Annotated in this window: 17 protein-coding genes, 1 pseudogene and 1 CRISPR repeat array; of the genes and pseudogenes, 14 read left to right on the forward strand and 4 right to left on the reverse strand. The window is 71.9% G+C overall.

Features of this window, described 5'->3' with window-relative positions; translation table 11 throughout:
- The first annotated feature begins 97 nt into the window (after positions 1–97).
- Positions 98–1896: direct repeats of the CRISPR family, unit length 29 nt; unit sequence GTGCTCCCCGCGTAGGCGGGGATGAGCCC.
- A gap of 107 nt (positions 1897–2003) precedes the next feature.
- Positions 2004–4748: an alpha/beta hydrolase gene (locus tag ACYVKX_RS17655; RefSeq protein ID WP_460834984.1), complete on the reverse strand. Its 2745-nt coding sequence runs from the start codon at positions 4746–4748 to the stop codon at positions 2004–2006.
- Positions 4749–4917: 169 nt separating this feature from the next.
- Between ACYVKX_RS17655 and serA the strand changes: the two genes are divergently transcribed.
- The 4 genes from serA to ACYVKX_RS17675 are packed head-to-tail and all read left to right on the forward strand — an operon-like array spanning position 4918 to position 8970.
- On the forward strand, positions 4918–6117 hold the full coding sequence (serA, locus tag ACYVKX_RS17660) for a phosphoglycerate dehydrogenase (RefSeq protein ID WP_460834985.1): 1200 nt from the start codon (positions 4918–4920) through the stop codon (positions 6115–6117).
- Positions 6118–6136: 19 nt separating this feature from the next.
- Positions 6137–6994 (forward strand): oxygenase MpaB family protein, encoded by an 858-nt coding sequence (locus ACYVKX_RS17665; RefSeq protein WP_460834986.1) that lies wholly within the window; start codon positions 6137–6139, stop codon positions 6992–6994.
- A gap of 35 nt (positions 6995–7029) precedes the next feature.
- On the forward strand, positions 7030–8322 hold the full coding sequence (locus ACYVKX_RS17670) for an MSCRAMM family protein (RefSeq protein WP_460834987.1): 1293 nt from the start codon (positions 7030–7032) through the stop codon (positions 8320–8322).
- A 39-nt stretch (positions 8323–8361) separates the two neighbouring features.
- Complete coding sequence (locus ACYVKX_RS17675; protein ID WP_460834988.1) at positions 8362–8970, forward strand: HD domain-containing protein; 609 nt, start codon at positions 8362–8364, stop codon at positions 8968–8970.
- A gap of 46 nt (positions 8971–9016) precedes the next feature.
- Here the strand turns inward: ACYVKX_RS17675 and ACYVKX_RS17680 are convergent, their stop codons facing one another.
- Together ACYVKX_RS17680 and ACYVKX_RS17685 are read right to left on the reverse strand one after the other, a co-directional pair.
- On the reverse strand, positions 9017–9292 hold the full coding sequence (locus ACYVKX_RS17680) for a DUF4031 domain-containing protein (RefSeq protein ID WP_460834989.1): 276 nt from the start codon (positions 9290–9292) through the stop codon (positions 9017–9019).
- Positions 9289–9996 (reverse strand): copper homeostasis protein CutC, encoded by a 708-nt coding sequence (locus ACYVKX_RS17685; protein ID WP_460834990.1) that lies wholly within the window; start codon positions 9994–9996, stop codon positions 9289–9291. Before ACYVKX_RS17685 ends, ACYVKX_RS17680 begins: the two co-directional genes overlap by 4 nt.
- A 71-nt stretch (positions 9997–10067) precedes the next feature.
- On the opposite strand from ACYVKX_RS17685, the gene ACYVKX_RS17690 reads away from it, so the two are divergent.
- On the forward strand, positions 10068–10412 hold the full coding sequence (locus ACYVKX_RS17690; protein WP_460834991.1) for a hypothetical protein: 345 nt from the start codon (positions 10068–10070) through the stop codon (positions 10410–10412).
- Here the strand turns inward: ACYVKX_RS17690 and ACYVKX_RS17695 are convergent.
- Positions 10409–11128, reverse strand: coding sequence for a GntR family transcriptional regulator (locus tag ACYVKX_RS17695; RefSeq protein WP_460834992.1), 720 nt, complete (start codon positions 11126–11128; stop codon positions 10409–10411). The genes ACYVKX_RS17690 and ACYVKX_RS17695 overlap by 4 nt on opposite strands.
- Positions 11129–11246: 118 nt before the next feature.
- Here ACYVKX_RS17695 and ACYVKX_RS17700 point away from each other — a divergent pair, with 118 nt between their 5' ends.
- The 9 genes and pseudogenes from ACYVKX_RS17700 to ACYVKX_RS17740 all read left to right on the forward strand — a co-directional run bounded on the left by ACYVKX_RS17700 (position 11247) and on the right by ACYVKX_RS17740 (position 22361).
- Positions 11247–12023, forward strand: a complete 777-nt coding sequence (locus ACYVKX_RS17700) for an ABC transporter ATP-binding protein (RefSeq protein WP_460834993.1) — start codon at positions 11247–11249, stop codon at positions 12021–12023.
- 9 nt (positions 12024–12032) lie between these two features.
- A complete protein-coding gene (locus ACYVKX_RS17705) occupies positions 12033–14573 on the forward strand; it encodes an ABC transporter permease (protein ID WP_460834994.1) in 2541 nt (846 codons plus the stop codon).
- 214 nt (positions 14574–14787) lie between these two features.
- The gene (locus ACYVKX_RS17710) at positions 14788–16215 is read left to right on the forward strand and encodes a diiron oxygenase (protein ID WP_460834995.1); all 1428 of its coding nucleotides are present in this window, start codon (positions 14788–14790) and stop codon (positions 16213–16215) included.
- Positions 16212–17453, forward strand: a complete 1242-nt coding sequence (locus ACYVKX_RS17715) for an ATP-grasp domain-containing protein (RefSeq protein WP_460834996.1) — start codon at positions 16212–16214, stop codon at positions 17451–17453. Before ACYVKX_RS17710 ends, ACYVKX_RS17715 begins: the two co-directional genes overlap by 4 nt.
- Complete coding sequence (locus ACYVKX_RS17720) at positions 17450–18670, forward strand: ATP-grasp domain-containing protein (protein WP_460834997.1); 1221 nt, start codon at positions 17450–17452, stop codon at positions 18668–18670. The genes ACYVKX_RS17715 and ACYVKX_RS17720 overlap by 4 nt, the downstream gene beginning before the upstream one ends.
- A 38-nt stretch (positions 18671–18708) precedes the next feature.
- Positions 18709–19845: an MFS transporter gene (locus ACYVKX_RS17725; RefSeq protein WP_460834998.1), complete on the forward strand. Its 1137-nt coding sequence runs from the start codon at positions 18709–18711 to the stop codon at positions 19843–19845.
- Positions 19842–20636, forward strand: coding sequence for a methyltransferase domain-containing protein (locus ACYVKX_RS17730; RefSeq protein ID WP_460834999.1), 795 nt, complete (start codon positions 19842–19844; stop codon positions 20634–20636). The genes ACYVKX_RS17725 and ACYVKX_RS17730 overlap by 4 nt, the downstream gene beginning before the upstream one ends.
- The gene (locus tag ACYVKX_RS17735) at positions 20633–21598 is read left to right on the forward strand and encodes an FkbM family methyltransferase (RefSeq protein ID WP_460835000.1); all 966 of its coding nucleotides are present in this window, start codon (positions 20633–20635) and stop codon (positions 21596–21598) included. Before ACYVKX_RS17730 ends, ACYVKX_RS17735 begins: the two co-directional genes overlap by 4 nt.
- Positions 21595–22361, forward strand: a pseudogene (locus ACYVKX_RS17740) (gamma-glutamyl-gamma-aminobutyrate hydrolase family protein). Before ACYVKX_RS17735 ends, ACYVKX_RS17740 begins: the two are co-directional and overlap by 4 nt.
- Positions 22362–22398 lie beyond the last annotated feature (37 nt).

The raw sequence follows: 22398 nt of genomic DNA on the forward strand, positions 1-22398 counted from the left end.
CTCTAACTGGCCACCAGCGGGGACCTCGACCTGGCCACCAGTGGGGACTTTTTCATGGCCACGGACAGCCAGGGCACTCCGGGTTCCAGTGGGGAAGGTGCTCCCCGCGTAGGCGGGGATGAGCCCCGCCGCAGCCACGCTGCCGTGCGAGCCTCAGCGTGCTCCCCGCGTAGGCGGGGATGAGCCCTCAGCCTCGCGCCCAGCGACGCGGCGCGTCTCGTGCTCCCCGCGTAGGCGGGGATGAGCCCTACCTGTGGATTCCGTCGATTGCGAGCGCCGCGTGCTCCCCGCGTAGGCGGGGATGAGCCCTGCCCTCGGTCGCCCCGCCTCCGCCTTCACCGGTGCTCCCCGCGTAGGCGGGGATGAGCCCCGTGGTCGCCGAGTAATTCCCCGGAGGCTGCGGTGCTCCCCGCGTAGGCGGGGATGAGCCCGGTGCAGCACCTTCAATGGCTGCTTGACCGGGGTGCTCCCCGCGTAGGCGGGGATGAGCCCCGGGCTAGATGCGCCACCGATCGTGCTCCTGGGTGCTCCCCGCGTAGGCGGGGATGAGCCCGGGTCCAGTACGACGCCACCGGGCTTGCATCCGTGCTCCCCGCGTAGGCGGGGATGAGCCCGTCACGATCGACACCCCCGGCAACGACAAGTAGTGCTCCCCGCGTAGGCGGGGATGAGCCCCCAGGAAGGCCGCGACTGATGTGGTTCCGGAGGTGCTCCCCGCGTAGGCGGGGATGAGCCCGGGAGCTGCCGGCCGTACTTCTCGACACGGTAGTGCTCCCCGCGTAGGCGGGGATGAGCCCGACGAAGGCCCCGCACGAGGCGGGGCCGGGAGGTGCTCCCCGCGTAGGCGGGGATGAGCCCACGTCCTCGCTTGTCGCGTTACCGGCCGGCTTGTGCTCCCCGCGTAGGCGGGGATGAGCCCTACGCGAACCGCATCTGGCACCCGGCGGTGCTGTGCTCCCCGCGTAGGCGGGGATGAGCCCCGGTGGCGTCGTCGAGGCATGGACCGCTGGCGGTGCTCCCCGCGTAGGCGGGGATGAGCCCGCGGCGATGCGGCTCTTGGTCCAGCGGGAGAAGTGCTCCCCGCGTAGGCGGGGATGAGCCCTCCGCGGCCTGCTCGGCCGGGGAGAGCCGGGCGTGCTCCCCGCGTAGGCGGGGATGAGCCCCGGCCCTGGACCCCGCCCGACACCTCCGGCACGTGCTCCCCGCGTAGGCGGGGATGAGCCCTGGACCCTGCCCGGCCTCATCATCAAGTACTGGTGCTCCCCGCGTAGGCGGGGATGAGCCCTCCAGCGGCACCTGGAATCCTTCTTCCGCTCCGTGCTCCCCGCGTAGGCGGGGATGAGCCCGGTGCGCAAACGTCGACGGTCTGCCTGCCGTCGTGCTCCCCGCGTAGGCGGGGATGAGCCCACAGTCAAGATCCGCCTGCGGAACCCGACCGGGTGCTCCCCGCGTAGGCGGGGATGAGCCCCGGGCCAGATTCACCGCGACGTACGAGATCCGGTGCTCCCCGCGTAGGCGGGGATGAGCCCGTGGCGTCGGAGAAGTCGGCGTTGCTGGTGAAGTGCTCCCCGCGTAGGCGGGGATGAGCCCCAGGGCTCGCCGGCCTCGTCGGCGAAGATGCCCGTGCTCCCCGCGTAGGCGGGGATGAGCCCGGTCCACCCCGGGCTCACCCTGCACCCCCTGGGTGCTCCCCGCGTAGGCGGGGATGAGCCCCTCGGCTACCGAGTCGCCTACGTCCTCCAGGAGTGCTCCCCGCGTAGGCGGGGATGAGCCCTCCAAGCCGTAGGGCGGGTCCGTGACGACCGCGTGCTCCCCGCGTAGGCGGGGATGAGCCCCCTCGTCTGCCGGCACGCACGCGGGCGGTGCGGTGCTCCCCACGTAGGCGGGGATGAGCCCCGGATCCGCCACCTGCTCGGCAGCGCGCAGCGGTGCTGGCATCGTCGATACCGGAGCCCCTCAGGTCCGCCCGGAAGCGGCCCCGAGGGGCTGCACGTACGCCGGCGTCACCTGACGTAGACGGTCCGCTCGATCTTGGTGCGGTTGACCTTGATCTGCAGCGTGATCGACTCGCGGCCCTCCTGGCGCCGGTCGCGCACGGTCGGCACCGACAACACCACCCTCGTGTCGCCGGTCCTGAGCTGGTCGAACAGCACCGGGCGGTAGCGCCAGATCGGACGTCCCGGCTCGGGAGCGGTCCCGACGTTGCGGCGGAACCACTTCACCGGCACGTCGTCGGCGGCCAGGGCCCGGCCCGGGCTGCGCACGACCCGGGCGGAGACGAACATGTCGTAGTCGACCGGCGCACCGAGCCTCACCACCCACTGCGCGGTGTCGCCCTCGTCGATCCTGCGGTCGGACACCCGCACCCGGATCGGCGGGGTCGGGTCGTCGTCGAGGACGGTGAGGTCGCCGAGATAGGCGTCGGTCATCACGTTCGTCGTCGCCCATGCGGACGCCTGCGTGACCAGCCTCGCGAAGTCGTCGCGGCGGTCCGGCTGGTAGGTCACCGGGATCGACCCCGAGGTCTGGCCGGGCGCGAGGTCGACGTTGAAGCGCTGCACGTCGCCGACCCCCTGGCCGGTGGTGGTGACGGAGAAGCGGGCCGGCGCGGTGAGCTCGCCGGACACCGTGAACGGGAGCTCGGCGGTGACCGGCTGGTTCCCGTCGCCCTCCTGCAGCCGCACGCGGCCGATGCTCACGGTGGGCAGCCGCCGCTCCGGTACGGCGGCCAGCTCGGTCGGCGCGGACGCGAGGTCGGCCACCCAGACCCGCCCGCTGTCGCTGGCGCCGACCAGGTCGACGCGGACGATGCGGGACAGGTCGACGCCCTCGGCGCCGGACGGGTCGGCGACGAGCGTCTCGGCCCAGTACTTCTGGGTGTCCATCCGCCTGCCGAGGGCGGGCAGCCCGCCGCCGCCCGTCGGCGTCAGCAGCGCGCTGGCGCCGTCGGCGTCGGTGATCCGGACCCGCAGGGCGACGTCGCCACCGGTCGGGTCCACGATCGTGCGCAGCTCCAGCCGGCGGCCGCTCAGGTCGAGCGGGTCCTCGAGGAGGACGCCGCCGGACTGCCCGGCCGCGGTCCACGACATCTGGAGGAACTCGCGGGCCCGGAGACGCTCGTAGGACTCCGGCCAGTGCGGCCGCACCCCGGAGTACTCCATCCCGTAGGCGCACGACGCCACCCGGCTCGGGTCGTAGGTGCCCTGGCACATCCGCGTGGTCGCGCCGTCGGGCAGCGCCCGGCCGACACCACGGCCCGGGGCGCGGACATCGCGGCCGCCGCCGATCGCGTGGCTGAGCACCTGCGCGTCGCCGATCGAGTCGACCCGGGCGCGCGACCCGTCGAAGAGCGGCAGCACGCCCTGGTTGTCGCTGGCGAAGAGCTGCACCGCGCCGGCGACGTACGCCGTGCCGACGTCCTGCTGCTCGGTGGCGCTGAGCCGGCCGGGGTTCTTCTTCCCGCACTCGGCCCCCTTCGCCCCGCCCCAGTCGTCCCACGCGGGGGCGGCGGCCTGGCCCGGGGTCCACTCGGTGTTGAAGAAGTTGTGGTTCGCGCCCATCACCAGCACCGAGCTCTTCAGCGACGTGTCGCCGGTGGTGAGGTCGCGGGAGACGTCGGTGAACCGCTGTCCCTGGAGGTCGCTCACGTCGCCGTCGCAGAACGGCAGCATGGTGACCGTCGGGACGTACGGCGCGGTCTGGCTGCCGAAGTCGGTCGGCGCGATCAGGACCTGGCCCGCGATCCGGTACGGCGCGGACAGCGGGATCTGGATGGCCGCGCGGTTGACGCCCTCGCCGCCGCGGCTGTGCCCGACGAGCACGACGTTCTGCATGTCGACCTGGCGGTCGGCCGCCAGCCCGGTCCAGTACTGGAGGTGCTTCTCGACCATGGCCGCGCGGGCGTCGGCGCCGCCGTCGGGGAGGCGGTAGTCCTGGGCGTTGATGCCGTTGACCCGGATCGAGACCGTCGTGTAGCCCTGCGACGCCAGCACCTGCTGCAGGTAGTCGTAGCCGAGCTGGCTCGGGATCTCCTTCATCGGCGGCTTGCACGGCCACTGTCCGTCGAGCGCCTCTGGGTCCTTCGGGTTGTAGCAGACGCTGTGCCGGCCGTGCATGAACAGCACCAGCGGACGCGGGCCGGTCGGGGCGTCGGCGGTGGGCTCGTCGACGTGGCCGACCATCTCGATCGGCTCCGGCATGCCGGGGAGCTTGACCGGCTCGAGCTCGTAGTCGCTCTCCACCACGTCGTACGGCCCCGGCTTGCCCGGGTCCTCGTCGAGCGTGACGGTGCCGGGCAGGTCGAGAGCCCGGCCCGGCGCGGTCGCGACCCGCGCCCGGTCGTCGCCGGCCTCGTCGAGCCGGTCGCCGGACAGGACGACGTCGAGATCGGCCGGGTCCGGGGGCTGCTCCGACGTCACCAGCGCCTGGACGGTGCGGCCGTCCGCGGCGATCGTGGGCGCGCCGATCCGCAGGGCGGAGGGGCCGACGATGGTCGGCCGGTCGGACGTGAGCGGGAAGCGGCCGGGCGAGCGCCAGGACACCTCGTAGCGTCCGCCGCCCAGCGTGACGACCTGCCACGAGCCGACGTCCCCCTTGGCCGGTACGGCGCTGGCCGGTACAGCGCTGGCCGGCACCGTGGCCGGTACGGCGGCGTTCGTCGTGCTCCCGGCGAGGCCGGCCGTCAGGACGGTGGTCGTGGCCACCGCGAACGCGGCCAGTACGGCGCCCGTGCGCCTGCGTGCTCCCATGGCGTGCATCATGCCCTCTCCGCGTCTCCGCGTCCTCGTAAGTCGGTGTTGGCCCCGGGTTCGCCCCAGCGGCGCGTCCGTACGACGCCCGGCGGCGCGAGAAGGTTGCGGGGTCCACCGGTCGGCGTCGTTTCGGCGCCGGCCGCCGCCCGGCCTAGGCTGGTGGACCGTGAAGGTGCTGCTGCTCGAGAACATCCACCCGGTCGCCGTCGAGATCCTGGAGGCCCGCGGCTTCGAGGTCGAGCTCCGGACCGGCTCGCTGTCCGAGGAGGAGCTGGTCGCCGACCTGGCGGGCGTGCACCTGCTGGGCATCCGCTCCAACACCCACCTCACCGAGCGCGTGCTCGACGCGGCCCCGGACCTGCTGGCGATCGGCTGCTTCTGCATCGGCACCAACCAGGTCGACCTGGTGGCGGCGGCCGAGCGCGGCATCGGCGTCTTCAACGCGCCGTACTCCAACACCCGCAGCGTCGTCGAGCTCGTGATCGGCGAGATCATCGTGCTGGCCCGGCGGCTGGCCGAGAAGACCGAGCGGATGCATGCCGGAGTCTGGGACAAGTCCGCCAAGGGCAGCCACGAGATCCGCGGCCGCACGCTCGGCATCGTCGGCTACGGCAACATCGGCACGCAGCTCTCCAACCTCGCCGAGGCGATGGGCCTGCGGGTGATCTTCTTCGACACCGCCGACCGGCTCGCGCACGGCAACGCCCAGCGGATGCGGAGCCTCGACGACCTGCTCGCCGAGGCCGACGTGGTGAGTCTGCACGTCGACGGCCGGCCCGGGAACGCCGGCTTCTTCGGTGCCGAGCAGTTCGCCAGGATGAAGCCGCGCAGCCTGTTCATCAACGCCGCGCGCGGCATGGTCGTCGACACCGAGTCGCTGCGCGAGCACATCCTCTCCGGCCACATCGCCGGCGCCGCGCTCGACGTGTTCCCGGTCGAGCCGAAGGCCCAGGGCGACCCGTTCGAGTCGCCGCTGCGCGGTCTCGACAACGTGATCCTGACCCCGCACGTCGGCGGCTCCACCCAGGAGGCCCAGGAGGAGATCGGCTACTTCGTGGCCGGCAAGCTGGCGGGGTTCTCCCTCGAGGGCCGCACCGAGCTCAGCGTCAACCTGCCCGCCGTACAGGCCCCGCAGCTGGAGGCCGGGCACCGGATCGGCTTCCTCCACGTCAACATCCCCGGCGTGCTGGCCAGCGTGAACGGCGTCCTCGCCGACGCCGGCGCCAACGTCACCGGGCAGTACCTCTCCACCCGGGCCGAGCAGGGGTACGTCGTCACCGACACCCTCGACCCGCTGCCGTCGGACGCGCTGGCGAAGCTCGCCGAGTCGCAGCCGGCGATCTGGCTGCGCACCTGGGACGCGTGACCCCGTCGTGATCGGCGGCGTGCGGGACCGGCTCGGGCACGAGCTCCTCCTGCGCGTCGCCGGGCCGGACGGCGCGACCCACGCGGAGCGGATCCACCGCCGGCCGGGGCCGCGCTGGTTCGAGGCCGGCAGCCCGATCGCGCGGGTGCACGGGGACGCGTCCATGTTCGTCGGCGGCATCCGGGCACTGCTCCTCCAGACCCTCCACCCCGCGGCGATGCGCGGCGTGGCCGAGCACAGCGGCTACCGCGGCGACATGTGGGGCCGGCTCGCCCGCACCAGCCGCTTCATCGCGGTCACGACGTTCGGGCACGTCGACGACGCCGAGCAGGCCGTCGCCGTCGTGCGGGCGATCCACGAGCGCGTCACGGGGACGATGCCGGACGGCACGCCGTACGCCGCCAGCGACCCGCACCTGCTCGCGTGGGTGCACGCGGCCGAGGTCGACAGCTTCCTGCGCGCCCACGACGCGTACGGCGCCGAACCGCTCGTCGGCCCCGACCGGGACACCTACGTCGCCCAGGCGGGCGAGGTCGCGCACCGGCTCGGCGTGGTCGACCCGCCGGCCACCGAGGCGGGGCTGGCCGAGGTGCTGGCGTCGTACCGCCCCGAGCTCCGCGGCACGCCGGAGGCCCGCGAGGCGGTCCGCTACGTGCTGCTCCGGCCGCCGCTGCCCCTCCTCGCGAAGGGGCCGTACGCGGTGCTCGTCGCGGCCGCGGTCGGGCTGATGCCGCGCTGGACCCGGTGGCCGCTGCGGCTGCCCTGGCTGCCCGTCTCCGAGCGGACCGTCGTGCCGGCCCTCGGCGGCCTGGCGACCGGGACGATCCGGTGGGCGATGGCTCCGCGGCGTCTTGAGGAAACCGAGAGAATCGCTTGAGCGGCGGTCCGGACCGCCCCGCCTACGATGGCGCCATGGCCTCCCCCGCCCGCCTGCGCACCGTGCGGCTCGCCGTCGCGGCGCTGCTCGCGGCCCTGCTCGCGGCGCTGCTGGCGACCCCGGGTCCGGCCGCCCGGGCGGCCGACGCCAAGCAGCGCGTGTACGGCGCCATCAACTGCCCGAAGCTCTCGAAGTGTCCCGGCATGAAGATGCTGTGGTTCGACCGCGACTGGAGCTACCTCGGGTCGCAGCGGGCCAACGGCGGTGGCTACTCCATCCGGCTGGCGCCCGGCACGTACCACCTGCAGTTCGTCGACCAGCGGCCCGCATGGGACACCGGCAAGTACGCCCCGACCGACGTCAAGGTCACCGTGGCGGGCCGCAGCGTCCCCAAGAACGTGACGATGCGGCCGGGCGCGGCGATCACCGGTGTCGCGCGGGCCGCCGGCAAGCCGCTGCGCGGCGCGCGCATCGTGGCCGCCAACAAGGGCGAGCAGTCCTTCGCGACCGTGGCCGACAAGCGCGGACGGTTCGCCATCGGCGGCCTCCCGAAGGGCCAGTACTGCCTGTTCACCTACGACAGGTCCAAGAGGTACGTCGACAAGTGCACGTGGGCCGGACTGGTCCGGCCCGGGGCGGTCAAGAACCGGCCGGTGCGGCTGACCAAGCAGTCCGGGAACCTCACCGTGTTCCTCGACACCACCGCCGGATCGTCCGCTCCCGCCTCCACGGTGACCGTGACCAGCAAGAGGACGGGGCAGTGGTGGACCGCCCGGACCCGGGGCGGGAAGGCGGTCCTGCGCGGCCTCTACCCCGGGTCCTACACCGTCAAGTACGACGGAGCGGGCATCTGGTTCACCCAGAGCGGGCCGGTCCGCGGCGGCTCGGTGCGGCCGGGCCGGATGGCGTTCGGCGACTTCCGGCTGACCAAGCGCGGCGGCTGGATCACCGGCTCCCTCGTCGACGGCGCGGCGCCCAGCTACCCGCTCCTGCCGCAGGGCACCCAGCCCGGCGCCCAGATCCTGCTCTTCGACGAGGCCGGCAGGCAGGTCGCCAGCACGGTCTCGAGCTCGACCGGCGAGTTCCGGCTGCAGGGACAGCTGGCCACGCAGTCGGGTATGACGATCGTGGTCGATCCGGCCAACAGCAGCGGCGGGTACATGCGCGGCGAGCGCCTGTGTCAGTTCGTCCGCAGCGACCTGGGCAGCGTCTCGGTCACCCAAGGGCAGGAGTCGGCGGTCGGTCCGATCCCTGTCGGCCGCGCCGTCGTCGAGAGCACCAATCCGTGCTACGTCCCTCCGGAGGGCTCCGACCCGCGGCCCGGCTAACTGGTCCACCGTAGCGCCACCCGGGCCGGGACTGCTTCCATGTCCGACGTGGACCTGCTCGCCGACTGGCCGCTGCCCGGGGACCGGGACCTCGGCGCCCAGCTCGTGGCGTCGTACGCCCATCCCGACCGCGGCTACCACGACGGCCGCCACCTGACCGAGGTGCTCGAGCGCCTGCACGAGCTGTCGGCGCAGGGCGAGGAGTTCGACCTGATGGCGGTGGTGCTCGCGGCGTGGTTCCACGACAGCGTGTACGACGCCCAGCCGGATGCCGAGAGGCGCTCGGCCGCCTGGGCCGCGGAGGCGCTGCCGGCGCTGGTCGAGCCCGCCGTCGTCGACGAGGTGGTGCGGCTGGTGCTGCTCACCGAGCACCACCGGCCGGCCGACGACGACCCGAACGGCTGCGCGCTCTCCGACGCCGACCTCGCGATCCTGGCGGCGGCGCCCGCCCGCTACGCGGAGTACGTCGCCTCGGTGCGCCGCGAGTGGGCGCACCTGTCCGACAGCGACTTCGCGGCCGGGCGGGCCACGATCCTCCGCGACCTGCTCGCCAAGCCGCACCTCTTCCACACCGCCCATGCCCGCTCCGCCTGGGAGGCGGCCGCGCGGGCCAACGTGGAGGGTGAGCTGGTGTCGCTGGCGGGGTAGTCCCTGACGTTTGGGTCCCACATCGAATCGGCGAGGGGCCCAAACGTCAGGGACTATCGCTCTTGCGTCGCCGACGCCGCAGCCCCGCCGCACGCAGCCGGGCGACCAGCTCACGGGAGGTGACCGGGAGGGCGCCGGCGGCGACCACCTCGTCGTACCACTCGGTCGGGACGTCGTAGTGGTCGCGGTCGAAGCCGCGGGGCGGGATGCCGACGGTGGCGGCGAAGGCGTGCAGCTCGTCGTAGGAGGCGTCGCTGGCCAGGTGCGACCACAGCCGCCCGTGGCCCGGCGCGTTGGGCGGGTCGATGAGGATCGTCATCATCCAGCGGAGCGCGAGACCCGTTCGACGGCGTCGTCGAGGAGGAGCCGCCAGGACCGGACGTGGGCGGCGTCGACGTAGGCCTTCCAGGACCCACCGGGGCGGGCCTGCCGGTCGAGGTGGAACTGGCGTACGCCGGCGCGCACGAGCCACGGGACCTGCTCGGCGAGCAGCCCGCCGCCGGGCATGAGGACGCGGGCGACCGCGGGGTCGGCGGCGAGGGCCAGCAGCTCGTCGTACCCCGCCTCGAGGCCGCGCGGCGAGCCCGCCGAGCACACCGCGACCAGGTCGGGCAGGCCCGCGAGCCGGCGCCAGGAGCGGCGCAGGTCGAGGGTGTCGTCGATCGCCCGGCCGAAGGTCCAGGGCACGTTCGGGAGCTGGCCGGCGAGGTAGCCGCAGACCTCGGCGTCGACCTCGAGATCGGCGTCGAGGAAGCCGAAGGAGACGCCGGCGGCGCCCGAGCCGAGGTAGTCCTCCGCGAGCCCGACCAGCCGGGACAGCTCGCCCCCGGTGGTGCTCCACGTGTCGTTGAGGCGCAGCTGCACGAACACCGGGAGCTCGCTGTCGCGGCAGACGCCCGAGACGAGCGCGGGCTCCGGCGAGAGCCCCTCGGGGGTCGCGAGGAGCAGCCGGTCGGCACCGCCCTCCTCCGCGCCGGTGACGTCGCGCGGGTCGAGGACGGCGACCTCGAGGAGCGCCGTACCCATGGGGGCATGGTAGGCGCGGCCGCGCCCGTGGACGGGGAGCCGCGCTGGTGCGCGGGGGCATGATGGGGAGCATGGACGACACCCTCCTGTTCTCGGCGCGCGCCCGGGTGCTGTCCGACCTCCAGGCCCGCCGGCAGGCGACGGCCGACGCGGTGTCCGCGCTCGAGGAGGCCGTGTCCCAGCGCAAGTGGTGGGCCGAGCAGTGGCCCGAGGGCGAGCAGTACGTCGCCGGCCTGGTCGCCCAGGACGTGCAGGACGCGCTCTTCGAGACCGTCGGCCGCTGGCCGATGTGCCTCGACTGCGGCGAGCGCGCACCCGTGCACGCGCTCTACATCCAGCCCGACCTCGGCGGCCCCGACCCGGTGTGGGTCTGCGAGGAGTCCGGCGACGTGGTGGCTCCGCTCGGAGGGCTCTAACCCTCCGAGCCCACCTGGGTCCACAGGGTGTAGCGGTCGGCCCGGTAGACCGTGCGCGAGACCTCGACGACCTTCTCGCCCGCGAAGCCGCGGCGTGAGTGCCGGAGCACCGAGGCGCCGGGCTCGATCTCGAGCAGCTGGCCCTCCTCGTCGGAGGCGATGTCGGCGTTCACCGAGTCCTCCGCCCAGCTCGGACGCAGGCCGCGCGACTCGAGCGCGTCGTACAGGCTCGTCGGCATCCCGCTCTGCAGGAAGCCGGGCAGCAGCACCTCGTTGAGGTAGGCGTCCTCGACGCACATCGGCACCCCGTCCGCCCGGCGCAGCCGGCGCCAGTGGATGACGGCGTCGCCCTCGGTGAGGTTCAGCGCCCGGGCGACGCCCGGGCCCGCCTGCTCCCGACGGGCGAGGAGGGTCTGCGACTCGGCCAGCAGGCCGCGGCGCGACATCTCCTCGGTGTAGCTCGTCAGCCTGCTCGCGGCCCGCCGCGGGCGGGCCACGAACGTGCCCCGCCCGGGAATCCGCTCCAGGAGGCCCTCCACCACGAGCGCGTCCATCGCCTGTCTCACCGTCATCCGGGCGACCCCGAACCGATGCACCAGCTCACGCTCGCTCGGTGCGGGTGAGCCGGGTGCCGCCCCCGTGACGAGCGTGCGCACGTACTCACGCACCTGGACGTGCTTGAGCGCACGCCCCTCGGTCACCAGCAACTCGTCCACAGGTGGAAATGTAGGTGGGCTAGGCCGGTTCCGTCCTCGGTTCGGCGGATTTGGTGCCCCGGATCGCTCGGGGGCATCCCCGATGGCGGGCGCCGGCGGGCTCCGGCAGGCTGGTGCCATGACCAGCGTCTCGACCTCCCCCGCCGCTCCGGCCGCGCGCGCCACGGATCTGCGCAAGACCTACGGCGCGGGCGACTCCGCCGTGCACGCCCTGGCGGGAGTGACGCTCGACCTCGACGCCGGCCGGTTCACCGCCATCATGGGCCCCTCCGGCTCGGGCAAGTCCACGCTGATGCACTGCCTGGCGGCCCTCGACACCCCGTCCTCGGGCGCGGTCGAGGTCGGCGGGACCGACCTGGGCCGGCTCAAGGACAGGGAGCTGACGGCGCTGCGCCGGGAGCGGGTCGGGTTCGTGTTCCAGGCGTTCAACCTGATCCCGACACTGACCGCGATCGAGAACATCCTGCTCCCGCTCGACCTGGCCGGGAGGAAGCCGGACCAGCAGTGGCTCGACACCGTGGTCGACGCCGTCGGGCTGCGCGACCGGCTCGGCCATCGGCCCGCCGAGCTGTCCGGCGGACAGCAGCAGCGGGTGGCCTGCGCCCGGGCGCTGGCCAGCAAGCCCGCGATCGTCTTCGCGGACGAGCCGACCGGCAACCTGGACAGCACCTCGGGGGCCGAGGTGCTGTCCTTCCTGCGGCGCAGCGTGGACGACTTCGCCCAGACGGTGGTGATGGTGACCCACGACGCGATCGCCGCGTCGTACTGCGACCGGGTGGTGTTCCTGGCCGACGGCCTGGTGGTCGACGAGATCCAGGACCCGCAGCGCGACCAGATCCTCGAGCACATGACCCGCCTGCAGGACCTGGCGGCGGCCCGCACGACCCGGGCCTGAGGGGACCCCGTGCTCAAGCTGACCCTGCGCAACCTGCTCGCCCGCAAGGTGCGGCTGGTGATGAGCGGCCTGGCGATCGTGCTGGGCGTGGCGTTCCTCTCCGGCGTCCTCGTCTTCAGCAACGGCCTGTCCTCCACCTTCGACAGCATCATCTACAGCTCCACCCCCGACGGCGTGGTGCGCGCCGAGCAGTCGGGGTCCTTCGAGGCCGGCCCGGCCCAGACGACCCGGACCCTCTCCCCCGAGCTGGTGGACGAGCTCGCGGCGCTCCCGGAGGTGGCCCGGGCCGACGGCGACGTGATCGGCATCGGGATGAGCCTGCTCGCCTCCGACGGCACCCTGGTCGGCGGCACCGGCGCACCGACCCTCGCGTTCAACTACACCGAGGCCCCCAACATGGCCGGCGAGCCGCCGATGCTGCTGAGCAGCGGGCGCTGGCCCACCGCGGCCGACGAGATCGTCCTCGACGACGCGGCCGCCGAGAACGGCGACTACGAGCTGGGCGACGAGGTCAAGCTGCTCGCGCCGTTCGGCAAGGCCGAGCGCACGGCCACCCTGGTCGGCACCGCCGAGTTCAACGGCGGCGGTACGGCGGGCGCCACGCTGCTGGTGTTCAGCACGCAGGGCGCGCAGGACATCTTCCTCGACGGCGCCGACGCCTTCCACCAGGTCTCGCTCACCGCGGCCGGCGGCGTCACCCAGGACGAGCTGGTCGCGGCCGCCGACACGGTCGCGCCGGCGGGCTTCGAGGCGGTCACCGGCGACCAGGTGGCGGAGGAGTCCCAGGACGCCATCGGCCAGTTCCTCGACGTGATCTCCACCTTCCTGCTGGTCTTCGCGATCATCGCCGTGATCGTCGGCGGCTTCATCATCGTCAACACCTTCACGATCCTGGTGGCCCAGCGCAGCCGGGAGCTGGCGCTGCTGCGGGCCCTGGGCGCCGGGCGCCGGCAGGTCACCTCCTCGGTGCTGCTCGAGGCGGTCGTGATGGCGGCCGTGGCCGCGACCGCCGGCATCGCGCTGGGCTGGCTCCTCGCCCGCGGACTCGCCGCGCTCTTCCGTGCGGTCGGCCTCGACATCGCGGGCGACGCCCTGACCCTCGACCTGCGCGCGATCCTCGTCAGCTACGCCGTCGGGATCGGCGTGACGCTGGTCGCCGCCTACCTGCCGGCGCGGCGCGCCGGCAGGATCGCGCCGGTCGCCGCGATGCGCGCCGACGCGGCACCGGCGCGCGGCTCGCTCCGGCGCCGCACGCTCGTCGGCGGGGTGCTGCTGGCGGTCGGCGCGGCGCTCGCGGTCGTCGGCGTCGTCGGCGGCCCGGGGCCGGACGCGGTGTGGATCGGCGTGGCCGCGGTGATCTGGATCCTCACGGCGGCGGCGATCAGCTCGGTGCTCGGCCAGCCGGTCCTGGTCCTGTGCCGGAGCCTGTTCGGCCGGCTCTTCGGCACCACCGGCCGCCTCGCCGGCGAGAACGCGCTGCGCGATCCGCGGCGTACCGGCGCGACGGCCTCGGCGCTGATGATCGGGCTCGCACTGGTGTCCACGATCGGGGTGCTCGCCGCGTCGCTGAACGCGTCGGTGGACGACCTCGTGGACGAGGAGTTCACCTCGGACTTCCTGGTGCAGAGCACCAACTTCCTCCCGTTCTCGACCGCCGTCGGCGACGACCTCGCCGCGGTCGACGGCGTGGCCGTGGTGAGCCGGCAGCAGTGGACCGCGGCCCAGGTGGACGACGCGACGGTCTTCGTGACCGGCAACGACGCGGCGTTCGCCGACGTCTACAACCTCGACGTCGTCGACGGTCGCCAGGAGCTGCGCGGCCGGGAGGCCCTGGTGAGCACCGACTTCGCCGCGGACCGCGGCCTCGAGGTCGGCTCGACGCTGACGGCGACGTTCCTCGCCGGCCAGAGCCTCGACCTCCAGGTGGTCGGCATCGTCGAGCCGACCGAGACCACCGGGGAGGTGAGCGTCCCGATCGACCTCCTCGCCGAGGCCGGGGTGCCCCGCCAGGACACCTCGCTCAGCATCGACATCGAGCCGGGCGCCGATCCCGCGGCGGTCGGCGCGGCGCTGGACGAGGCGGCGGCGTCGACCCCGATCGTCGCCGTCTACGACAAGCAGGAGTTCGCCGAGTCGATCCGCGACCAGGTCAACCAGCTGCTGTACCTCATCTACGGCCTGCTGGCGCTGGCGATCGTGATCGCGGTCATCGGCATCGTGAACACACTCGGCCTCTCCGTCATCGAGCGCACCCGCGAGATCGGCCTGCTCCGGGCGATCGGCATGAGCCGGCCGCGGCTGCGGCGGATGATCACCCTGGAGTCGGTGGCGATCGCCGTCCTCGGCGCGGTCCTGGGCATGGCGCTCGGGCTGGTGATCGGCGTGCTGCTGCGCCAGTCCCTGGAGGACGACCTGACCAGCCTGGGGCTCCCCCTGGGCCAGCTGGTCGTCTTCCTCGGCATCGCCGTCGTGGTCGGCGTCCTCGCCGCGGTCCTCCCCGCCGTCCGCGCCTCGCGGCTCGACGTGCTGGAGGCGATCGCGACCGAGTAGTCGAACACGTGTTCGATGCCGGCGTAGAGTGGCGGCATGGACTTCTACCGCCCGACCGGCGAGACCACGATCAACGCGGCCGCCCACACCGTCGTCTCGGCCGACCTCGAGCGGGAGGGTGCCATCTCGATCGGCACACCGGAAACTGGGTGCTGGACGACAGCGATCTTGGACGAGGACGCGCTAATCGAGAACTTCAACGAGCTCCCGCGCGATGATGCACAAGTCGCTGACCTGGGATCAGGCCAACGAGATGGCCACGCACGCGGCGCTCACGTTGGCGGTGCTTCGTCGCTCACCCGCGCGGACCGTGGGAGCTGGGCTGAACGAGAACTCCAACGGCCTCACACGGGAGTACCTGCCGAAGGGCGAGGCCATCAGAGGGAACCGGGCGTACCTGGATGCGGTCGCTGAGGAACTCAACGAGCGGCCCCGTGCCGGGCTTGACTACCTCGCACCGCGCGAGGCATTCGGGCGGCTACTCGCGGAGGAGGCGTCACTTTGCTACGACCGGTTACACCGGGCTATTGTCTGCCGCTGTCTCACGGCATCGGGGCGGGAGGCATCCAAGGGGGAACTCGTGTGCGGCGTCGCGGGCTTGAGCGTCGGATGTGGAATCCAGGCGAACTGCCCACTGGCGAGCCTCATCGATAGCCGGGCCGCGGCTCTTGATGGACAGGGCACCGAGCCCCTTGCAGCGACGTCGGTCTTCGATGCCTGGGACGAGCGGGCATCGGTGCGCACCGCTCCGCGCCGCCTGATCGAGAGCGACACCATCTTCCCGCCGGCGATGGTGCCCGTCCTGGCTGCCGGTGGGCCAGCAGGGGGCTGGGCCCCGGCCATCCGCCGCAGCATCGCGGTGCAGCACCTCTACCGCTACCTCAGCTTCACCTGCCACCTGGAGACGCTCGTCGTCAATCCGGTACTCATGGGTATCTTCTCGGGCTCCATCGGGGCGCCGCTCAGTGACGCCGCCCGCCTGGACGTCCTGCGGATGTACACCGACGAGGGCCATCATGCCCAGGTAGCGTTCGACCTGAAGCTTCAGATTGAACGACGTACAGGGATCGTCGACCGGACAGTCGCTCTTCCCCAGACCATGCTGGCGACCGGAATCCACCGGATTGAGTCCGAAGCCGCCCGCTCGCAGCTGGCGGCTCTGTTCCGCCTGATGTTCGTGATCGTTTCGGAGACTCTCATCTCCGGAAATCTCCGTGACGTCTCGCGAACGCCGGGAATCGACAGCGGCGTCGCAGCGGCGCTAGACGACCACGCTCGGGACGAGGGCAGGCACCACGCCTTCTTTGCGGGCTACCTGCGGCACCTGTGGGGCGCTCTGACCCGCGAGGAGCGGACCGTGGTAGCGGAGCAGATCCCGGCGATGATCTCGACGTTCCTTGCTCCTGAGGTCGACGACGTCCGTGAGGAGCTGTTGTCGCACAACATCTCACGACACGAGGTGCACGAAGTGCTTGAGCGCGCCTACAACCCGGAGACGATCGCCGCCGAGACGAGAGCGGCCGCAACGCCTCTCCTGCGCTATCTCGCACAGTTGGACGTATTCGACCTGCCCGGCGTCAGCGACGCATTCATTTGCGCGGGGCTCCTGCCCGCCCGAACACAGGAGTTCCCCCTGCCATGAGCGCTGTCATCTTCGTCAACACTCGGCCTACGCGCTCCGAGGCCGAGCCGCCGTTCTGGGCGGCCGCGCGCCTCGGGCTCGACGTGGTCGTCCTGGCCGACGTCCCTCCGCCGGTGCCGGCATCCCTCATCCACGACATCGTCGAGGTCGACACCTACGACTTCGATGCTCTGCGGGCGGCGGCCCGGGACCTTGCCGCGCGTCACGAAGTGGTGGGTGTCGTGTGCTGGGGCGACCGGGACGTCGAAGGGGTCGCACAGGTCGCCGAGGAGCTCGGGCTCCGCGGCCATCCGGTCCATGCTGCCGGCTTGGCACGCGACAAGGCTGCGGCACGGCGGGCGCTTGCGGCCGTCGCCCCGCACCTGGCTCCCCGATTCGCGGCGATCCGGTCGATCGACGACGTGCCTGGGGCGATGGAAGCGGTGGGCTTTCCGGCCGTGGTGAAGCCGGCCGGTGCGTCTGCGAGCAAGGGGATCTTCGCGGTGCGCGATGAAGCCGAGCTGCGCTCCGCAGCGGCTTTGCTCCTCGACTACACGGACCCCAAGAATGACCCGATTTTCCGCCGGCGCCGTGGCCAGCTGGTCGTCGAGGAGTTCTTGACCGGCGGCGAACACAGTGTCGACGGAATTGTCGTCGACGGGAAGCTCGTCTTCGCGACTGTGACCGACAAGATCGTCGACCCGGCATTCAATTTGGAGCTGCAGCAGGTTCAGCCGACCGCGCTGTCGCCCGGACGCGAAGCAGCGTGCCTCGATGCCGCCCAGGCCGTCGCCGATGCGATGGGGCTCGGCACCGGTGCGATCCACCTGGAGCTTAAGGTGGACGGGGACCAGGTGCGTGTCATCGAACTCAACGCCCGCACGGCCGGCGGCTACATCACCACGCACATCATTGCCCTCAGTCGTGGGGTGGACATACTCGCGGAGACGCTCGCAGCGGTCTGCGGTCTCCGGTCGATCCAGCCGGCGCCACCGGCCACGATCCACGCCGGTTCCCGCCAGCACCTCGCCGACGGGGTCGGCACGCTCCGCGCCGTCAGGGGGCTCGATTCGGTCCTGGGCATCCCCGGCGTCGCCAACGTCTTCATGGACGGACGGATCGGGCAGTCCGTGGGCCAGCCGCCCGTCGACTTCACCGGCTCGGTGATCTGCTCGGTCCTCGCGGCCGCGGGGTCGCGCGCAGAGGTTGACGCCATCCTGCTCGAGGCCGACGCGACCATCGAGGTGGACGTGCGGTGAGCACGATCGTCGCCCTGGGCGCAGGTGGGGCGTCGGGGCACGTCGCCGACTGGTCACGACTGCTCGCCGACCAGGCGCACGAGCGCGGGCACCGGCTCGTCGTCGTGGATCGCCCCGAGAACCTTGTCGGTGCGTCGATTGCCGACGACAGTCGGCACGAGGTCGTTGCGGCGGACTACGCCGATCTGGCCGGTGTCCGGGCGGCGCTCGCCGGTCGGCCCGCGCCGGATGCGGTCATCGGGTTCCGTGAGTTCAGTCTTCAGACGGCCGCGCAGCTCGCCGCCGATGCGGGCACCGCGTGGAACGGTCCCGATCAGATCGCGCTGTGCCGGGCCAAGGACCGCACGCGCGCTGCGCTTCGTGCGGCAGGGATCTCGCAGCCGAGCGTGCGTGTCTTCGAGAGCATCGAGCCCGCTCTGGCATTCCTGGGTACTGCGAGGCTTCCCGTCATCGTGAAGCCTCGCGACGCGTTCGGATCGCAGGGCGTTCGCCTCGTGGAGTCGCCGAGTGCCATCGCGGCTGCCGTCGCGGCCGCGTTCCAGTTCAGCAGTGCGATCCTGGTCGAGGATTTCGTCCGCGGTGAGGAGTTCAGCGTCGAGGGGATCCTGCTGCGCGGGGAGCCGCACATTCTCGATGTCACCCGCAAGACGACGACGGCGCCGCCCGTTTTCGTCGAGCTCGGTCACCGGCAGCCTTCCAGGCTCCCCGCGCCACACGACGCCGCTGTGCGCGACGTCGTGTGCCGCGCCGTCCGGGCTGTCGGGCTGACGCACAGCCTGTTCCACGTGGAGGTCTGGATCACCGCGGACGGCGACGTCGTGTGCGGCGAGGTGCACGCGCGCCTGGGTGGTGACTGGATCCACCGTCTCCTCATGCACCGACGACCAGGACTGAGTCTCTTCGGGCCGGTGATCGACGACGTCCTCGGCGATCCAGGTGCCGAGCTCGCGCCCTTGCTGGAGCCCCGCGCCGCGGCCGTCGTGGCGATCGTCGCACCGCACGCGGGGCGCGTGGCGTCCCTCCGCCGACCGGCCGCTGTCGCCAGTGCGCAGGTCCTCGCCGAGGACTGGTCGGTGGGAGTGGGTGACTCGATCGCCGGCCCCAGCGACTCATTCGGCCGGGCTGGCCTGATTGTCGTCGGGGCCGAGAGCGATCTGGATCTCGATGCCGCGGTACGACACGTCCGGTCCGACGTACGCGTCGAGGTGGACCCGTGAGCCGGACGAGGTCCCGCGACGCTCTGGGGCTCTACCTAGTGACCAACGTGCTGATGCGCGGCGTGGTCGCGGTCCTCGGCATCTTCGCGGCGGACGGGCTGGAGCTGCCCCCTGCGGGTGCGGCGGCTCTGGTGTCTTGCGGGGTGCTGTCGATGCGGTTCGGCCGGCTCTTCGTAGCGCCGTTCGCCCAGGCCAGCGTCCGCGGTGCCGTTGTCGCCGGATTCCTGCTCAGCGCGGCCGGGCTGGCGGGGCTTGCCGTCGGCCCGACGGTGGAGGTGATGGCATGGGCCGGCGTGATCGCCCTCGGTGTCGGGTATGGCGCCATCGTCCTCGCCATCAAGGTTCAGCTGGTTGGTGATCAGACTGACGCCGGCGAGCGGCTGAGCGCGCTGTCGAGGCTCGCGATCGCCCTCAACCTCGGAGCCGCGGTCGGCCCCGTTCTGGCCGGCCTCGCGCTCAGTGAGGTCGGCTCCTCCCGGACATTCTTTGGCGCGGCGGTGATCGCGCTCACAAGTGCGGTGCTGGCGTCTCGGATGCCGAGCGGCAACGTCACGCGTACCGAGAAGTTCCAGTTCAGCGCGCTACGGCGCGTTGCCGACCTCGATGTCGCGATCGCTCTGGCATCCGTTGTAGTCGCCTTCGCGTTCTACGCGCAACTCGCCAGCGTGCTCCCCCTGGTGGTCAACTCCGCCTTGGGCGTGCGCTTCGTCGGCCTCGTGTTCGTCGTGAACGCCGTGGTGGTCATGGCAGCGCAGATACCGGTGACCCGGCTCATCGACAGCGTCCCGTCGCTCGACCGCCAGGCCGGCCCCGTCGGGCTGGTGCTCTTCGTGGTGGGCTTCGCCACCCTCGCCGTGAGCTCGGGCATCGTCGGGGTAGTAGTCAGCGTCGTGGCTATCAGCCTTGCCGAATGCGTGGTCCTGCCGTTCGTCGAGCGCTATCTCGCCGATCGGCTCGCGCAGGACGGCCTAGCGGTCGCCTTCACGCTCTCCGCCGTCGCGATGGGCGTGGGAGAGACGCTCGGATCCCTCGTCGGGGTGAGCGTAGTCCTCACCTCGCCCGGCTCCTTCACGGCGCTCATGGCCCTCCTGTCCGCTCTTGGCGTCGCCTCGGCGATCACCCTGTCCTCCCTGATCCACCGCCGCACGATCACAGTGAAAGGAATCGCCCCGTGACATCCCTGCATCCCAGTGAGACCGTCGTGAACGACCCCGGAGAGACCCTCGTGCCCGAGGCCGTCGTGCCCGAGACGAGCGACATCGTCGTCGGCGACGGCATCGTCGCCACCGACACGCGTTGGAGCTTCGGCGGAGCCACCCACGAGCACTTCGACTCGCACGTCAACCGCTCGGTCCCGCTGTACCAGGAGGGCCACCTCCTCATCGACCAGGCGATCGAGTTCTTCTCCCGCCCGGGGTCGCGCATCATCGACGTGGGCTGCTCGACCGGAACGCTTCTCGAGCGCCTCGCGGTGAAGCCCAGCAGCCGCGACATCAGCCTGATCGGCTACGACATCGAGGCGGACATGGTCCGCGCGGCGCGCGAACGGTGCGCCCACCTCGACAACGTACAGATCTCGATCGGCGACGCCGAGGGCATCGACTACAGCGGTGCAGGGGCGGTGATCATGTACTACACCCTGCAGTTCGCGGCGCCCGGCCGGCGTCAGGCGATCCTGCGACGGATCGCAGACGGCCTGGACGAGGGAGGTGCGCTCTTCCTCTTCGAGAAGGTGCTCGCTCCCGATGCGCGGGTGCAGGACATCGTCGGCCAGCTCTACCAGGAGTACAAGACGCTTAACGGCTTCAACGCCAACGAGATCTACAACAAGGCACGGAGCTTGCGCTCGGTGATGTCCCCGGTGAGTAGCGAGCGGACGAAGTCCGACCTGCTCGACGCCGGATTCTCGAGCGTCGTCACGCTGCAGAAGTACCTCTGCTTCGAAGGGATCATGGCAATCGTATGACCATCTCAACCGCGCCTCACCGCGCCATCACGCACTACCGGGTGCGGGGAACCGCGTTCCCGTTCGACGACCCGCGGGCCAGCGTCGCACGCGACGCCGTACCCGGCCAGCCCTACGAGCCGCTCGTAGCCGCCCTGATCGACGAGGCGCTGCGGAGCGGAGCCGCCACCTTCGCCGACATCGGGGCCCTCTACGGATTCTTCTCGTGCTGGGTCGCGCGACACCGGCCCGAGACCCGCGTCGTCGCGTTCGAGCCCGAGCCTACGTACATCGAGGTCATGAAGCGCAATCGGGAGCTCACCGGGACCGATTTCGAGATCGCCCCAGTCGCGCTCAGCGACACAATCGGGACGCTCAACTTCCACGGCCGCACGGTCGAGCCGGATGCCGGGTTCGAGCTGTGGCGGCGCGACTACCTCCGGGCCACGCTGCGCAGTGCCCACCAGCGTGTGTCATCCGGGAACGACGATGCCGACCACATCCTGCTCTCGAGCGAGGGCGACGCACCGACCTACTCGGCGTGGACGATCGTGAAGGAGACCCTCGCCGACCGTCGTCGCCCGCCGGGGGCAGCCGACGCCTCACACGAGGTACCGGCGACGACCCTCGACGCCTGGACGGCCGAGCACGACTTCTGGCCGTCGATCCTCAAGATGGACGTGCACGGTGGCGAGGGGCCGGCGTTGCGCGGCATGCCCGAGACACTCCGGCGCGCCGACCACCTCTTCCTCGAGCTGCACACGCCGGACTACCTGGTCGACTGCACGCTGGAGGAAGTCGTCGACCTGGTGGCGGCCTCGGGCATGGAGATCTACGAACTGCGCGGCTTCCGGCGCACGCGAGGGCGCCTCATCCCGCTGACCCCGGAGCGCCGTCGGGCCATCGCGGACACCTCGACGTGGAGTCCCGAGGACCTCTATTACATGAAGTTCCTCTACGCGACCCGGCGCCCGCTGCCGTGACGCCGGCGCAGCCGCCGCTGGTCGGCCTGAGCGTCGGCCGCCGGCGGGCGTCGTTCGGTCCGTGGGACCTCGTCGCCGACGTCGCCGACGCGCGCTATGTCGACTGCGTCCTAGCGGCCGGGGGTCTACCCGTGCTGCTGAGCCTCGGCATCTCCGCCGATGCGGCGGGGCAGCTCGTCAGCCGTCTCGATGCGCTGGTCGTCACCGGGGGCCCGGATGTCGACGCGCGACGCTACGACGCGAACCCGCACCCCGCCGCGGATCCGCCTGACCTGCAGCGCGATGCCTTCGAGGCGGCGCTCCTCCAGGAGGCACTGGCCAGCGGGCTGCCCGTCGTCACCATCTGCCGGGGGACCAGCTGCTCAATGTCGTCGCCGGGGGCACGCTCCAGCAGCACCTGGAGGCGACAGGGCCCGCACCACGTCACCACGACGTCCCCGGGGAGTTCTGCGATGTCGAGGTGAGGACCGTCCGCGGCTCGCGACTGGCCGGGGCGATAGGGGACAGGGCGGTGGTCAGCTGCCACCATCATCAAGCCGTCGACGAGGTGGCCCCGACGCTCCGCGCGACGGCCTTCGCCGCCGACGGTCTCGTCGAAGCGATCGAGGGCCCTCGCGACGGGCCCTTCGTGGCCGGCGTGCAGTGGCACCCTGAGCTCGACGGAGGAGGCACCCGGCTTCTCGCCGCCTTGGTGGTCGCTGCGGTCGCGAGACGCGACGCCAACTCAGGTGGCGGCGGACGGTGTAACACGCCCGATCTGTAGCTCTCCTGACGTACCTGCGGGTTGTTGCGCGAGCCTC

This window comes from Nocardioides hungaricus (assembly GCF_054782915.1).